This is a genomic window from Bacteroidota bacterium, assembly GCA_037133915.1.
Classification (GTDB): domain Bacteria; phylum Bacteroidota; class Bacteroidia; order Bacteroidales; family CAIWKO01; genus JBAXND01.
The window spans coordinates 23,066-39,346 of the sequence record JBAXND010000041.1 but is presented as its reverse complement, the minus strand read 5'-3'; the positions used below and the strand labels follow the sequence as shown (position 1 = coordinate 39,346).

Annotated in this window: 12 protein-coding genes and 1 tRNA gene; 10 read left to right on the top strand and 3 right to left on the bottom strand. The window is 42.5% G+C overall.

Annotated features, from left to right (window positions below):
• Positions 1–290, top strand: a 290-nt coding sequence (locus WCM76_12770; GenBank protein ID MEI6766502.1) for a 4-alpha-glucanotransferase, incomplete at its 5' end; no start/stop codon positions are given.
• 757 nt (positions 291–1,047) lie between these two features.
• On the opposite strand, the gene WCM76_12765 is transcribed toward WCM76_12770, so the two are convergent.
• From WCM76_12765 to WCM76_12755, 3 genes are all read right to left on the bottom strand, one after another.
• Positions 1,048–2,568, bottom strand: a complete 1,521-nt coding sequence (locus WCM76_12765; GenBank protein MEI6766501.1) for an alpha-amylase family glycosyl hydrolase — start codon at positions 2,566–2,568, stop codon at positions 1,048–1,050.
• Between the two features lie 20 nt (positions 2,569–2,588).
• Complete coding sequence (locus tag WCM76_12760) at positions 2,589–5,654, bottom strand: T9SS type A sorting domain-containing protein (protein MEI6766500.1); 3,066 nt, start codon at positions 5,652–5,654, stop codon at positions 2,589–2,591.
• A 124-nt stretch (positions 5,655–5,778) separates the two neighbouring features.
• Complete coding sequence (locus WCM76_12755) at positions 5,779–6,681, bottom strand: LD-carboxypeptidase (protein ID MEI6766499.1); 903 nt, start codon at positions 6,679–6,681, stop codon at positions 5,779–5,781.
• Between the two features lie 279 nt (positions 6,682–6,960).
• Here WCM76_12755 and metG point away from each other — a divergent pair, with 279 nt between their 5' ends.
• The 9 genes from metG (at position 6,961) to uraA (ending at position 16,247) form a co-directional block, all read left to right on the top strand.
• Positions 6,961–9,021 carry a methionine--tRNA ligase gene (gene metG / locus WCM76_12750; GenBank protein ID MEI6766498.1) on the top strand — a complete coding sequence of 687 codons (2,061 nt, stop codon included), beginning with the start codon at positions 6,961–6,963 and terminating at the stop codon, positions 9,019–9,021.
• Positions 9,022–9,301: 280 nt separating this feature from the next.
• Positions 9,302–9,373 (top strand) — tRNA-Arg (locus tag WCM76_12745).
• A 365-nt stretch (positions 9,374–9,738) separates the two neighbouring features.
• The gene (locus tag WCM76_12740; protein ID MEI6766497.1) at positions 9,739–10,605 is read left to right on the top strand and encodes a methyltransferase domain-containing protein; all 867 of its coding nucleotides are present in this window, start codon (positions 9,739–9,741) and stop codon (positions 10,603–10,605) included.
• 329 nt (positions 10,606–10,934) lie between these two features.
• A complete protein-coding gene (locus WCM76_12735; protein ID MEI6766496.1) occupies positions 10,935–11,558 on the top strand; it encodes a hypothetical protein in 624 nt (207 codons plus the stop codon).
• 168 nt (positions 11,559–11,726) lie between these two features.
• Entirely contained in the window at positions 11,727–12,347 is a 621-nt protein-coding gene (locus WCM76_12730; protein ID MEI6766495.1) for a hypothetical protein, read from the top strand.
• Positions 12,289–12,912: a hypothetical protein gene (locus WCM76_12725; protein MEI6766494.1), complete on the top strand. Its 624-nt coding sequence runs from the start codon at positions 12,289–12,291 to the stop codon at positions 12,910–12,912. Before WCM76_12730 ends, WCM76_12725 begins: the two co-directional genes overlap by 59 nt.
• 416 nt (positions 12,913–13,328) lie before the next feature.
• Positions 13,329–13,625 carry a helix-turn-helix transcriptional regulator gene (locus WCM76_12720; GenBank protein ID MEI6766493.1) on the top strand — a complete coding sequence of 99 codons (297 nt, stop codon included), beginning with the start codon at positions 13,329–13,331 and terminating at the stop codon, positions 13,623–13,625.
• A 1-nt stretch (position 13,626) separates the two neighbouring features.
• The gene (locus tag WCM76_12715; protein MEI6766492.1) at positions 13,627–14,877 is read left to right on the top strand and encodes a type II toxin-antitoxin system HipA family toxin; all 1,251 of its coding nucleotides are present in this window, start codon (positions 13,627–13,629) and stop codon (positions 14,875–14,877) included.
• A gap of 71 nt (positions 14,878–14,948) precedes the next feature.
• A complete protein-coding gene (uraA, locus tag WCM76_12710) occupies positions 14,949–16,247 on the top strand; it encodes a uracil permease (GenBank protein ID MEI6766491.1) in 1,299 nt (432 codons plus the stop codon).
• Positions 16,248–16,281 lie beyond the last annotated feature (34 nt).

The following is a 16,281-nucleotide window of genomic DNA, read 5'->3' as shown; positions in this document are numbered from 1 at the left end:
GAAGCCGGGCTTATGCTTCGGCTTCTTTCAAACTTTTACCGGACAACAGTGAAAAGGAATTGCTTTTACAGGATAAAAACATTTGCCGCAGTTTGATTGAGCGCGCCTTACGCTCCCGCGCAAATATGGCGGTTATTCCGATGCAGGATTTGCTGGCGCTGGATTCACGCGCCCGCATGAACCGCCCCGGAACGGCCACAGGCAACTGGAAATGGCGCATGTCCGGAAATGTGTTTACCGATGAGCTGATAAAGTGGATGAAAAATCTTACGGTAGAAACGGGCCGATGAAAATTGTTTAATTGTTGAGTTGTTGAGTCGTTCATTGTTAACTGTTAATTGTTCATGCGAATCAAGGGTTAGATTTTCTCTGTGTAACTCCGTGATAACTCTGTGTTTCTCCGTGTCAGTTTATTTTATTTCACAGAGGCGCACAGAGAAGGCACAGAGAGTCAAAGAGTTAAGTTTTTTAAGTCTTGATTGGTATTGTTCACTATTAACTAAACAGAATTTCACGCAAAGGCGCTAAGACGCAAAGAATCCTCATGTCCCTTCTTTACCCATGACATTTAACTCATGTCCGTTTTTTGGCATTTTTTGGACATGACTTTATTAATTAAGAACTATGAATTGTGGAGTTGTTGAGTCGTTCATTGTTAACTGTTAATTGTTCATGCGAATCAAGGGTTAGATTTTCTCTGTGTAACTCCGTGATAACTCTGTGTTTCTCCGTGTCAGTTTATTTTATTTCACAGAGGCGCACAGAGAAGGCACAGAGAGTCAAAGAGTTAAGTTTTTTAAGTCTTGATTGGTATTGTTCACTATTAACTAAACAGAATTTCACGCAAAGGCGCTAAGACGCAAAGAATCCTCATGTCCCTTCTTTACCCATGACATTTAACTCATGTCCGTTTTTTGGCATTTTTTGGACATGACTTTATTAATTAAGAACTATGAATTGTGGAGTTGTTTAATTGTTAGTTTTCATTGTTCGATGTTCTCTATTCATGCCGAAAACGAACATTTTTCATTATTCATTAATAATTGTTCAATTAAAAATATAGACGGCAGCACTTTTTTCTTTCATCTTGACAGCAAAGCCTCCGTTGCGTATTTCTATTGAATCGCCTGTATATGGGCATACCGAATGTTTTCCTTCAAGATATTTCAAAACCCGTGCAGGTATCATTCCATTAGAAGCCGCGTCAATACTCAGGTTCTCGGGCATGGGCAGGTTTCCGTTGTGTATTATTGTAATTGCCGCGCCATCATCTACATAGCGCAGAAAGGCCAGAACAAAATCATCGACATACAGGCACACAAAATTGCCGCAATAGAATACCGGATTGCTTTTCCGCATCCGCGTAAGCGCACAGCTAAGATCAAAAATATCTTTCTCCACTGCAAACCCCGGCTTTACATTGTATTCCGAATCAAATAAATTCCAGTTAAAATCGCGACGGTTATCGGGATCTGCGAAGCCTTCAGCTGCTGTTTCGGTACCATAATAAATCTGGGGTATGCCGCGTATAGTGAACATGAATGTGAGTGCAAGTTTTAACAGCTTTGCGGCAGCCGTTTTATTATTACCGCACTGCTGCATAGCCAGCGACATATATCGTGCTGAGAGGTCGTGATTATCAAGCAGTGTAGCGAGTTTGTTATGGTTGGTGTAATGATTATCTTTTTCAAGAATGCCTGTACCGCCATCAAAAGGCGATACAAACGCTTTGAGCGAGCCATTGTAAATAAACGCATTGTTCATGGCTTCCTGCATTGGGAAGTCGAACAGGCTGTCGAACGCAAAATGCTGCTGATACTGTGAAATGGCGTCAGCATCAAACACAAGAACTTCGCCTATCAGGGTAACATCGGGAAACATTCCTTTGACCTGTGTTTTAAAAAAGTTCCAGAACACGCGTTCAACATGCTTTACGGTATCCATACGAATACCGTCAATTCCGGTGCTGCGAATCCATGACAAAATTGTTTCGATATGATAATCGCACACATCAGGTTTATCAAGATCCATATCGGGCAGCGCTGCTAACTCGCCTTGTATTTCATCAACGTTAGAACTCAACCCACGCTGGTTGTACCAGTCGTTGCGTATGGGTGTCGGATTCGACGGATCATTGGTAAGCGCGGGATGCCCGTATCCGGTATGATTCACCACCATATCAAGAATAAGTTTGATACCATTCAGGTGCAGCGCATCGGCAAGTTCTTTCACATAGAGTTTTGAACCTTCCGGGAAACGGCCATTATCAATATACAGATGCGGATCAACGGCATTGAAATCGAGCGGCCAGTAGCCGTGGTAAGCTGTGGCACTTAATTTTCCATTGGCATCGGTAAGCGAAGGCACCTGCAGGTAAACAGGTGTTATCCATACGGCAGTGATGCCCAACTTAAGGAGGTATGGAATCTTTTCGATGATACCGTCGAGATTGCCACCGTGCCACGCCCGTGGATCGGAACGGTCAATATCCGTGCGGCTTTTATCGGCCAGACCATAAAAGCGGTCGGTCAGCAAAAAATAAATGATATCATTTTGATTGATGGCCATTGAAAAATAATTTTATCCCGTTATTGCAGCACAATCTTCTGCGAGTAGGCTTTCCTGTTGTTATCAACTTTAATAAAATAAATACCTTTCGGAAACCTGCTCAAATCAAGAGTTAGATTTGCGACAGTAGTTTTCTGCTTCCATACCAGACCTCCTAATGAATTAAAAATTGCGATCTGATTTTCGGTTTTGTTGCCATCGGGAATCTCAATCGTTACGTTACCATCCGACGGATTTGGAAATACAAGCATTCCTGATTCAGGCATCGGGCTATTTTGCACACCAATATATTCTCCGTTAAAATACTCCACATCTTTAACGATGTTATGCTTATCGCAATGAACAATACAAACCGGATAACCGATACCATTGGCAATATAGCTGTAAGTATTTGTTGAATCTCTTTTATATTCTGTCGAATAAACCTGCATTCCGTACATTTTTCCGTACACGCTGTCAATTTCAGTAATGTATTCATGTTCGCGCAGTACATTCGGATACGTTCCATAAGGTGTTGTTATTGAACCGCAGGCGTCAGCAATAATCTGTTTCTTAATTGTCCTCACATAAAAAGTGTCCACATCGGCAGGATGCCTGTTGAACGGAAGCACCCAGCGTCCGTAAGCAGTAAACACGCTTCCGTAAGATGCAGGAGCTCCAATAACAAGTTCTTCAGGAGTATTGGGTACATTAATACCTGCGCAAATTCCTGATTCCGGCCTGAATCCCGACACCCAAAAACCGCTTGTATCACTTCTCCAGAAACAGTATCCATTTCCCGGGCCAACAGGTGCTCCGCCAAATAAGCTGCCGTACAAATTACCGGGACCGTAAGTATAAATATTAGACGTTGGAAACGTACCCGCATATGGCGTTGCCGAAGTAAGATGATAATCGGCAAACTTCGGATATTGAGGCGTGAGTGAAGAATAATCCCACACCTGTGATGGCGCGGCTGTTCCTAATGAAACATTGGTAACTGTATCAACCGCCAGCATCACAGACAAGCCGTTGAAAGGCAGATCGGCACCGGTAATCGTGATGCCGCATCCTGTGCTTATCGAGAAGCAGTTAGACGTATCGGTACATCCGTTCTGAGTAACGATTACGGCATAACTACCGGGTGCTGTTACGCTGAAGCTCTGATAATTTTGTCCTGCAAGAGGTGTGAATCCGTTGCAATCAACCCATTGGTAAACAGCTCCGGCTGAATTGGCTGTCAGCACAGTTCCGGCTTGTGTTACAGAAACATCTACCGTAATTACCGTTACATTCAATAATTGTGGTGTTGAAGTGCCAAAGGAATTATTCGCTGTTACGGAAATAATGCCGCTTGTTCCGGCAATTGCAGCAATAGTGTCGGCATTGCTTGAACCTATCCATCCGCCGGGTAAAGTCCATGAATAGCTTGTAGCACCGTTCACAGGCGCAACGCTATAAATATTCGGACTTCCGGCGCATACAGAAATATTCCCCGAAATTAAACCGGGCGTGGGAGGCGCTCCTACTATATAGACAGGAAAACAGGAGGATGTATCGGAGCAACCATTTTGCGTTACAATTACGGCATAACTTCCCGAGCTGTCGGGAGTAAAGCTCTGCAAGGTTTTCCCGGCAAGGGGCATGAATCCGCTGCAGTCAAGCCATTGATAACCGGCACCGGACGCAGCGGCGGTAAGTGTTGTTCCTATCTGAGTAACGGCAGTATTTACTGATATTACCGTGACATTCAGCGTTTGCGGCGGAGAGGATCCAAAAATATTATTTGCGGTAACGGAAATTATTCCACTGCTTCCGGCAACGGCATTGATGGTGTTTGTGGTGCTTGTGCCTGTCCATCCGCCCGGAAATGTCCAGGTGTACGCAGTTGCACCGCTTACCGGTGTAACGCTGTAGGTGTTGGCAGAACCCGAGCAAACAGAGGCGTTTCCACTGATTGGTGCCGGAGTTGCAGGAGCAACGCCACCGGCGCCGTTTACTTTACGTATCACATTATTTTCATCTGTGATGTAGATATTTCCCAACGCATCAACCGCCACACCCTCCGGGCCATTCAGTTTTGCCGATGTTGCCGGACCGCCGTCACCGCTGTAGCCCTGTATTCCATTTCCGGCTACCGTTGTAATAATGCCTGTTGCAGCTGTTACCTTACGAATTACATGGTTTCCATCGTCGGCGATATAATAATTTCCGGCTGCATCAAAAGCAATTCCCAGCGACGGATCATCCAATTTTGCGGAAGTTGCAAGGCCACCATCACCGCTGTATCCGGCAGTTCCGGTTCCTGCAATGGTTGTGATAATGCCGGTAGATTTTGTCACTTTACGGATGACGTTGTTATAATCATCAGAAATATACATATTCTCTGCCGAGTCGAGTGTAATGCCATCAGGACCGTTTAGGCTGGCCGAAGTTGCAGGCCCGCCGTTTCCGCTGTAGCCTGCCGTTCCGTTACCGGCAACGGTGGTGATAATGCCCGTAGAAGCAGTTACCTTACGAATTACATTGTTATCGCGGTCGGCGATAAAAATATTCCCGGCTTTATCAACGGCTACGCCCCAGGGACTATTCAGCTGAGCTGAAGTTGCAGGGCCTCCGTCGCCACACCATGGCCAGGGATTATAGAAAATAGAACCATCGCCTGCTACAGTGGTAATGATACCTGTAGAAACCGTGATTTTGCGGATAACATTATTCAGATTATCGGCAACATAAATATTTCCGGCAGTATCCAGGGCAACTCCGAACGGATACGCCAGATATGCAGAAGTTGCAAGACCGCCGTCGCCACCATAATACCAGGATGTTCCGTTGTACGTATAATAGGTCCCGGCAACTTTTGTTATGATGCCGCTAGGCGCAGCTATTTTCCTGATGGCATTGTTGCCGTTGTCAGCAAAAATAATATTCCCTGCGGGATCAATAACGATACCGAAGGTGATTCCCAGTTTAGCTGAAGTTGCAGGACCACCGTCGCCGGAATGTCCAGCAATGCCTGTACCTGCGATGGTGCTGATGTAGCCCACCTGTGCATTTGAGAATACGCTCGTTAACATTATAACGAGGAATAACATTTTTGATTTCATATTCTATTTATTTGGTAGTTTAATAATAATCAGATTATTATTCTATAACAATTCCGGTGTCGGAAATTGAGCTTGATTACTTAAATTCTTCCGGTATATTTCACGAGTATCGGTTGATTTTTTTCTATAAAAACGCCACCTCAACCGTCTCACCTGCTTTCAGCGAAAGCTTGCGGCCCATTACCAGCGCCAGATTCCGCCCAATATGTCCTGCAGGAAATCCAAAGATTACCGGATAATGAAATTCCGCAACCGCCTCTGCAATGATGGTATATGCGTCCTTACCAAACGGAGTCTCGTTGTCATTCATTTCTGTCATACCACCAACAATAAGCGCAGCAAGATCTTTTAATTTTCCACAACGTTTCAGGCTCAGTATCATGCGGTCGATGTGATACAGATATTCATCCAGATCTTCAATAAATAAAATGCGTCCATCGGTATTAATATCAGAAGCCGTTCCGGCAAGGGTGTGTAATAATGAAAGATTACCGCCCACCATCACGCCTTTCGCTTTTCCGCTTCTGTTAAGAGGATGCGACGGGAGATTGTAAATTATTTTTTCGCCGAACAGAACTTTCCGAAGGCTTTCTTCCGATTCTTTATCGTGTCCCGGCTGATTCATGCTTACCGGCATCATGGCATGTATGGTTTCTATACCGCAGTTGGTGTGAATGTGAGAATGCAAAACGGTAACATCGGAATAGCCTACAATCCATTTGGGATGCGTCATAAAATGCGTGCAGTCGATACGGTCAATTATACGTACGGTGCCATAGCCGCCTCTTGCACAAATAATTGCTTTCACCGAATCATCATCAAGCATCTGCTGAAGGTCGGCAGCACGCTCAGCATCCGTGCCCGAATACTGATTATCGGCATGGAAGATGTTCTTTCCGAAAATAACTTTTAATCCCCATGATTCAAACAGGCCGACAGCCGGTTCAAGTTCCTTCTCGGTTATCTTTCGGGCAGTTGAAACAATGCCAATGGTATCTCCTGCCTTTAATGCCTGTGGTGTAATCATAATATAAAATAGTCTAATTGTATGTTATTAATCGCCGTACAAATGTAAACGCTCCGACTTTAAAATTATCACGAATTTACATTTTTTTAAGGATTCGGCATTCGAGGAGATGCCCCGGCATTAATTCGCTGCTCATATGGATTCTGCATGATTTACTGATTGTACGATATTTTGTACCTTTGCGCCCTGCCGTGCATTTCCACATTCGGACATTTCAACAAGTTCAATGTCCGGAGGGTTTGATGTCCGGCAAATTCAATCTTATTAATTTTCAGTATTATGGATTCCGAAAAGAAAATAAAACGCTATACCATTACCAGCGCACTTCCTTACGCCAACGGTCCTGTTCATATCGGGCACCTTGCCGGCGTGTACATTCCTGCCGATATCTATGCGCGATACCTCAGGATGAAAGGGGAAGAGGTACTTTTTATCGGCGGTTCCGACGAACACGGTGTGCCCATTACCATAAAAGCCCGCAACGAAGGCGTGCATCCTCAGCAGATTGTAGATAAATATCACAGCATCATTAAAAAATCCTTTGAGGAATTTGGTATCAGCTTCGATGTGTATTCGCGTACATCCAATAAAATTCATCACGAAACGGCTTCCGAATTTTTTGAAACGCTTTACAATAAAGGCGAATTTATAGAAAAAGTTACCGAACAGTATTACGATGAGGAAGCAAAACATTTTCTGGCCGACCGCTACATAACAGGCACATGCCCGCATTGCGGCAACGACAAGGCATACGGCGATCAGTGCGAAAAATGCGGCACCTCACTCAATGCCACCGACCTCATCAATCCGCGCTCGGTACTGAGCGGAAACCTGCCCGTTTTAAGGGAAACCAAACACTGGTTTTTACCCCTTGATAAATACGAACCCTGGCTCAAACAATGGATACTTGAAGGACATAAAGACGACTGGAAAGTGAATGTTTACGGGCAGTGCAAGTCGTGGATTGATCAGGGATTACAGCCGCGGGCCGTTACCCGCGACCTCGACTGGGGCGTGAAAGTGCCCTTGCCGGGAACTGAAGGAAAAGTGTTGTATGTATGGTTTGACGCTCCTATAGGCTATATCTCAGCAACCAAAGAATGGGCGCTTGAAAAAGGTGTTGACTGGACACCGTGGTGGAAGGACGAACAGACAAAAATGGTTCATTTCATCGGTAAGGACAACATCGTCTTTCACTGCATTGTATTCCCTTCTATGCTGCATGCCGAAGGCAGTTACATACTTCCCGACAATGTTCCTGCCAATGAATTCCTGAACCTTGAAGGAGATAAAATTTCCACATCACGCAACTGGGCCGTGTGGCTGCACGAGTACTTACTTGAGTTTCCCGGAAGGCAGGATGTGCTGCGTTACGCGCTTACCGCGAATGCGCCCGAAACCAAGGACAATGATTTTACCTGGAAAGATTTTCAGGCACATAACAACAACGAACTGGTTGCCATTCTCGGCAATTTTGTGAACCGTGCGCTGGTGCTTACGCATAAATTTTATGAAGGCGTTATCCCTGCAAGGGGCGGGCTCAGCGACTTTGATAAAGCCACTTTGTTACAGATACCTGAATTTCCGCTGCGTGTGGCACGCAGTATTGAGAATTACCGCTTCAGGGAGGCACTCAACGAAATGCTGAATCTGGCACGTCTGGGCAATAAATACCTTGCCGACAGCGAGCCCTGGAAAATTTTCAATACGGCGCCGGAACGTGTTGCCACGATACTGAACATTTCATTGCAGATATGCGCCAACCTTGCCGTGGTGATGCAGCCATTTTTACCGTTCACCTCGGTGAAGTTAGCCGAAATGATTGGTCTGGGCTCATTTACATGGAAAGATGCAGGCAACACAGACCTGCTTAAAGCAGGCGATACGCTGAAGCCTGCAGCATTTCTGTTTGAGAAAATTGAAGATGATGTGATTGCCGCACAGCTTCAGAAGCTGCTTGACACCAAAGCCGCCAACGAAGCGGCAACACCTGTAAGCATTGATGCTGCCCGCCCGGAAATTACCTTTGATGATTTTGCGAAAGTGGATCTGCGTGTGGGGACTATCATTGCCGCAGAGAAAGTTGCGAAGACCAAAAAATTATTGAAACTCACGATTGATACGGGACTTGATAAGCGCACCGTTGTTTCGGGCATTGCCGAATATTATGATCCGGAGAAGATTGTCGGGCAAAAAGTGGTAATCCTTATAAACCTTGCTCCGCGCGATCTCAAAGGCATACAATCGCAGGGAATGATACTGATGGCAGGCAACAGCAAAGGCGAATTGTGCTTTGTAAGTCCTACCAAAGATTTTGAGAACGGCAGCACAATAAAGTAATATTGCTCTCTTTGCGACTGTTGCGGCTAATTCTCAAGTATTAAGTATTCAGTAAAAAGTATTTAGTACAAAAAAATGTAACGGTGACACTTATAGTGCCCGGTGCGTTCTGCTTAGGCACGCGATACAAAAGCACGCTAGCCGGGGATTTCAAGACTGCAGCAGGACGCCGGTTTTTGAAAGAAAAATGCAATTTGCCTTCAGCATAGGAGCGTCATTATTCTTATTAAATTAGGTATAAAAATTACCGAAGATTTTTTATCTTTGCGAATCGATTTCTGGCCCTATAGTTCAACGGATAGAACGGAAGTTTCCTAAACTTTAAATACAGGTTCGATTCCTGTTGGGGCTACTTTTCAAGTAGTAAGTATTCAGTAAAAAGTATTGAGTACAAAAAAGAGGCCGCTTCATGCGGCTTTTTTTGTGCCTTCTCCCAGAAAGGTATTGTACACAGTAATATTGTTTACTCTTTAACCACATGGTTGTTGCATTCCCATTTTTATTATATTTGAGGGTTGCTGCAGCACTTTGCCGGCATTACAATTGGTGTTTAGTTACAAACGAAAAGAGGCTTAGGCACGCGTTACAAACGCGCGCCAGCTGGGGAAAATGAAGATCATTCTAAAATGATTAAAATTGTAATTGAAAAATAATATTTCACTAATTCTTTTACTTTCGTTTGCCTAATTTTGCTCGACATAATCCTTAGAAAATCAAATGAACACACTAAAAGACATGGAATATGAAAATAATCCTCGAAGTATTAAATATCATGTAAAAAAATATTTGCGTGAAAATGCAGATTTTTTTGCAGGAAAAAAAGTAATTGATTTTCCAGCGGGTAATGGTATTACTTCTAGAATATTAAAGGAAATTAATGCTATTCCTATACCTTGTGATTTGTTCCCAGAGTATTTCAAGGTCGATGGATTAGATTGCAAAAGAGCGAATATTAGTGAAGGATTACCAATTCAAAATAAAATAGCAGACGCCCTAATTTGTCAAGAAGGAATTGAACATTTTAGTGATCAATTTTCCGCGTTGAAAGAATTTAATAGAGTTTTAAAGTTTAATGGAATCTTGCTAATTACAACGCCAAATTATTCTAATATACGCTCAAAGTTAAGCTGTTTTCTTGCTGAGAGTGAGAGATTCAATTCTACGATGCCACCAAATGAACTTGACAGTATTTGGATGTCAAACCAAGAAATTTCAGATGAAATCTACTTTGGTCATATTTTTCTTATTGGCATTCAGAAGTTAAGAGTATTAGCAAAGCTGTCTGGATTTAGAATAAAGAAATATCATTTTACACGTGTAAAATCAACGTCTTTGATTTTATTGCCGCTATTCTACCCATTCATCTATATTTCGAATTGGATTGCGTATAAAAAAAATATGAAAAACAACAAGGATTACGACAATGCAACTAAAAAGCGGATTTATGGTGAAATATTTAGGCTTGGGATTAACCCTAAGATATTGATAGGTGCTAATTTGATGGTTGAATTTGTTAAAGAACAAGAACACGAAGACGTTAATAAACACCTGAGAAGCAAACATAAGGAATTCGGTATAACTTAAATGGTAAATTTGATTTGAAGAAAGACATAGATAGATGTTGATATTTATTGGACGTGCCGGATGTCTTGACCACCAAGCGCCGAACTATTAGAACACTATTTGATATTAATTATGAAGACATAAAGATGGTCATATAAAACGGCGCAGACTGGTCAACTGGAGCGGCGCATCCAAGTTACAAGCGAAAAGAGGCTTAGGCAGGCGTTACAAACGCGCGCCGGCCGGGTTTTGAAGACTTATTGGACGCACCGAAAACCTTGAGTGCCTGCCGGTAAAAATGATTAATTATTAAACGAACAATTCGGGCAGTAAAAAATTGTATAACTTCGATGAAAGGAAAAATTGTTTTGTGTTTACTTGTATTGCTGATTTCTGCGCAAGCATGTAAAAAAATTACTGAAGAGTGGACCGCAACGAAAGTTAATGGTACTGTAATAAATTGGTACACACGGCAACCAATTCCATACGCTGATGTGAAAATTACTACAGTCAAAAGCCCTGGGAATTCCGGTGAGACTTTAGCTGAATTCAAAACAGATGAAAACGGCAATTTTGATTACACGTTCCATGCAGATAAAGATTACACTTACTTAATCGGAGCGAAAAAACAAGAGGCGTGCTTCTCCGGTGGTTATCCAGCAGGACTTAGCAAGGGCAAAAAAAACCATATTGAAATTTCTGGTTACCAAACAACACACTTAAAAATACATATTAGAAATAATAGTCCTTATGATGTTTATGATAAAATCTGTGTACAATATTTTGATTACTCAGCCCATTGTGCAACTGGTACTAGTATTGATACTGTTTTTATTTGCGGTGATTTTCTACGTGAAGGCTCATCATACCAGAATGTTCATATTGAAGTGACAAAAAACAATATTACTACAAGCAGGGATACTACGATTTATCTTTATCCCTGTGACACGAATTACATCTCCATTAATTATTAAACATAAGGGCGCACAGCCGTAATAAAAACCGGGATAACACATGCCTCGGAATATTTCAAACAAGACACTGCCAAATTTGGTCTATGGTAGAAAGAAGAGTAATTCCCTTGCTGGCACGCGTTACAAACGCGCGCCAGCCGGGTTATTAAAAGTCGCAAAAAATACAATATGAGATATTTTCCAGTTTTAATTTCTTCCATTTTATTTCTTTTTTTCGGTTGTGAGAAAGAAAAAATCAACAATAATCAGAGAACAATCGTTACAGGGAAATTAACGGATGCATACACGAAAAAACCTATAAAAAATGGGAATGTGCGATTATACAATAGTGCCTTGGAGTATGGCAGCCCTATTAGTAAACTTGATTCTGTATATACTGATACTCAAGGGGAATTTGAATTAGATTTTAATGCTGAAGATAATACGAAATACTGGCTTGAAATCTCACATTCGGATTACATTATGACAGTAAAATGCCCATCATTAGGCCCTGGCGAATTTGAAATATTAGATTTTCAGATCTGGCCTAATGGATATTTAAAGTTTCACGTAAAAAATATTAATCCAGTTGACAGTGAAGATAAAGTCTGGGTTGGGTTTGGGTATGGTCAGGATTATTTTTTCACTGGCCATGGTACAAGCATTGATACAACTTTAATTATTCCGGTAATTTCAAATGTAAAGTACATACTAAATTGTTTTAGTGAAAAAAATAATCATTTATACGACCATGGCGACCAGATTTACGGCCCCCCTTGCGATACTCTTTATTATAATATTTATTACTGATATCAGTACCGCGCAAAAAAGTGAACAGGGAAGTATCCGGCCAAAGAATAATAACTTATCTGTACGGATAGGCGGAGGCATGCAGTTGACCCATGTGAAAGGAATCAATTATTCCGCCGCGTGTAATTATTCTATAAAGTATTTTTCTGCAGTTATTGGTTTTGAATATTTTGGTTCTGATAAAAACAAACGGAATACGCTCAACCAATCTCATTATTTGCTCACGACCGGTGCGTTTTTCGCGGGTGTGGGACTCAAAGTGAAAATTAAAAAATTCATCCTCACCGCTCATGGAGGAGGATTTTTGGGTTATGGCTGGAACAAATACACTTATACCAGATCGATTTTGAGTTTCTATAATGTGGGAGAAATAGGATATAGAAAAACAAATAAAAAGGGGCTATGGTGTGAATCACAAGTATCATATACAATACTGAAATCATTACAAACCGGTATCCGGATTTCTTATTTCAAATATAATGAAAACTCCGATTACTACGATGTCTACAACAAAAATAATTGGGGAATACAGTTCACAATCGTGTGGGCATTCCCGAACTTTTAAAAATATAAAAAGCGTATATCGTTGATGCGCCGGATGTCTTGACCACTATTTGATATTAATAATGAATACATTAAGATGGTCATATAAAACGGCGCAGACCGGTCAACTGGAGCAGCGCATCCAAGTTACAAACGAAAAGATTCTTAGGCACGCGTTACAAACGCGCGCCGGCCGGGGGTCAATATCAAACGGCGCAGACCGGTCAACTGGAGCGACGCATACAAGTTACAAACGAAAAGAGGCTCAGGCACGCGTTACAAACGCGCGCCAGCCGGGGCGCTGCCGAAACGCTGCCGCATTAATTTGTCTGGTTCGTTCTCCAAGAGCAATTGCAGTGGTGGTAGTAATATTTTGTAGAAATGTTGTTTATTATCAACAAATATCATAATTTTGTTGAAATTATTCAACATTTTATCGTGAGGACAAAAAAACAAATCCTATTTCCAAAGCACCAGAAAATTCTGGAGCAACTCGGAGAAAACATAAGATTAGCCCGAAAAAGAAGAAAACTGACAACGATTCAGGTTTCTGAACGGGCAGGGATCGATCGTACTACCCTCTACCAAATAGAGAAAGGAAATTCAAGCGTATCAATGGGTGCATATTTTAATGTTCTGCGGGTTTTAGGATTACAGGACGATTTTTTAAAACTGGCTTTCGATGATGATTTTGGCAGAAAACTTCAGGATATGTATCTTTTGAAAAACAAATAGCATGGCAACAATCAAAACAGATGTTTGGGTTTTTGCAGACTGGGCGGGCATGGCACAGCCAAAATGCATTGGTATGCTTTCGGCACAGTATACTAAAGGGCGCAGAAATTACAGTTTTGAATACGATCCATTTTGGCTTCAATCCAAAGAGCAATTAATCCTTGATCCTGACATTGGGTGGTTTTCCGGTGTGCAGTTCCCGAACAGGAAAGATAATTTCGGAATGTTTCTAGACTCAATGCCGGACACATGGGGCAGGACACTGATGAAAAGAAGATCGGCGATGATTGCAAAAAAAGAAGGGAAAGCATTTCCCGTATTACACGATATTGACTTTTTACTTGGTGTACAGGACGAATGCCGGATGGGGGCACTAAGGTTTAAATTGGACAAAGATGGGCCATTCGTTGATTATTCCAAAGATTTTTCCGTGCCGCCATGGACCTCTGCGATAGAGTTACAACATTCCGTGGAAATGATTGAATCTAATGAGAATAATGAGGAAATGAAAAGCTGGCTTGCTGTTTTAGTTGCACCCGGTTCATCTTTGGGTGGCGCGAGACCCAAAGCATCTATTATAGATAAATCGGGACAATTATGGATTGCCAAGTTTCCATCGAAAAACGATTCTTATGATAAGGCCGCCTGGGAGTTTCTTGCTTTTCGGTTGGCTATACTTTCGGGAATTGAAATGGCCGAATCAAAACTTCAAATAATCACCGGAAAATATCACACCTTTTTCACAAAACGATTCGACAGAATACAAAGGAACAGGATTCACTTTGCTTCGGCAATGACCATGATTGGGAAGAATGAAATAATGCTCAGGGATGAACCGGCAAGTTATCTTGAATTGGCAGAATTTATAAAGTTTTCCGGCGCAGAGAATAAAAAGGACCTGCACCAACTTTGGCGGCGCATTGTTTTTAATATTATGATTTCAAATACGGATGATCATCCAAGGAATCATGGCTTTATATTGACAGACCGGGGATGGCGGCTATCTCCGGCATTTGATGTCAATCCTTCTGTTGAAAAAGATGGATTATCAATGAATATTGACATGGATAATAATGCACTTGATATTGATTTGGCTAAAAGTGTAGCACAGTATTTTATGTTATCCAATGACCAGGCTGAAAAAACAATCCGCGAAATCAGGTTCGTTGTCGGCAAATGGAAGTCCATCGCTAAAGAGATTGGAATTAAAAAGGCCGAGTTAGAAAATATGGAATCTGCGTTTAGAACGTGAGCTGATTATTGAATTTTAATTTACTTTCGTTATCGGCTTAAAATAATTCTGTATCCATTAAACCGGTCAGCATGGAACGTCGCACAATAGGCATTCACGAGAGATTGCCATTCCTTGAAAGTTTACCGCTCAGTTTTCAGCACCTCACGGCCATGTTTGGCGGAACCATACTGGCGCCTATTCTGCTGGGTGTTGATCCGGCTATTGCACTACTGATGAACGGCATCGGCACACTGATTTATTCATGGGTGACCAAAGGCGGCATTCCGGCCTATCTGGGCTCCAGCTTTGCATTCATAGCTCCTGCCCTGCTCATTATTTCCGCCTATGGCGGATACAGTCATGCACAGTCGGGTTTCATCTTTTTCGGTTTGTTCTTCGTACTGATGTCGTTTGTAGTAAAAAAATGGGGCATTCGATGGATTAATGTCGTGATGCCACCTACCGTAATGGGCGCCGTGGTTGCCATCATCGGTCTCGAACTGGCGCCTGTAGCGGCACAGCAGGCAGGTCTGGCACCCTGGCCAACGACGGCGGGCAGTGTGGTGCTTCCTTTTATGATTGACCACAACGTGCTCATCGTTTCAATGACCACCTTAGGCGTGGGAATCATCGGCTCTGTGTTGTTCCGGGGCTTCATGCAGGTAATTCCAATATTGTTTGCCGTTTTCACCGGCTATATAACTGCACTTTCTCTGGGCATGGTAAATACATCGATGATTGGCAATGCTGCATGGTTTGCTCTTCCGCGATTCAGTGCACCGGTTTTCGACCTGAATGCCATCGTTATCATTGCTCCCGCATGCATTGTAGTACTTGCCGAACACATCAGCCATTTAATTGTAACAGGCAGAATCACCGGATCCGATCTTCTTGAAAAGCCGGGATTACATCGTTCTCTGCTGGGCGATGGCATCAGTAATATTCTTTCAGGGCTTGTCGGTTCAACGCCCAATACAACTTACGGTGAGAATATCGGAGTTATGGCCATTACCCGTGTGTATTCCGTTTGGGTGCTGCGTGGCGCGGCAGTGCTTGCCATTTTGTTTTCATGTATTGGAAAAGTATCGGCGGCTATTTCAACGATACCGATACCTGTAATGGGAGGCATCACATTGCTTTTGTACGGCATCATTGCCGTTCAGGGTTTCAGAATGTTTGTTGAACAAAAAGTGGATTTCAGCAAAAACAGGAATATGGTACTCGGCGCTATCACCTTTGTTGCGGGAATAAGCGGTGCAGGTATCAATATCGGCTCGGTACAACTGAAAGGAATGGCTTTGGCCGCCGTAGTTGGCGTGCTTTTATCCCTTTCATTCTGGTGTTTTGAAAAAATCGGTTTAATGAAGGACCATTCTGAAATACATTAAAACAGATATTTTTTTTATCCGGCTTAAAAAGGGT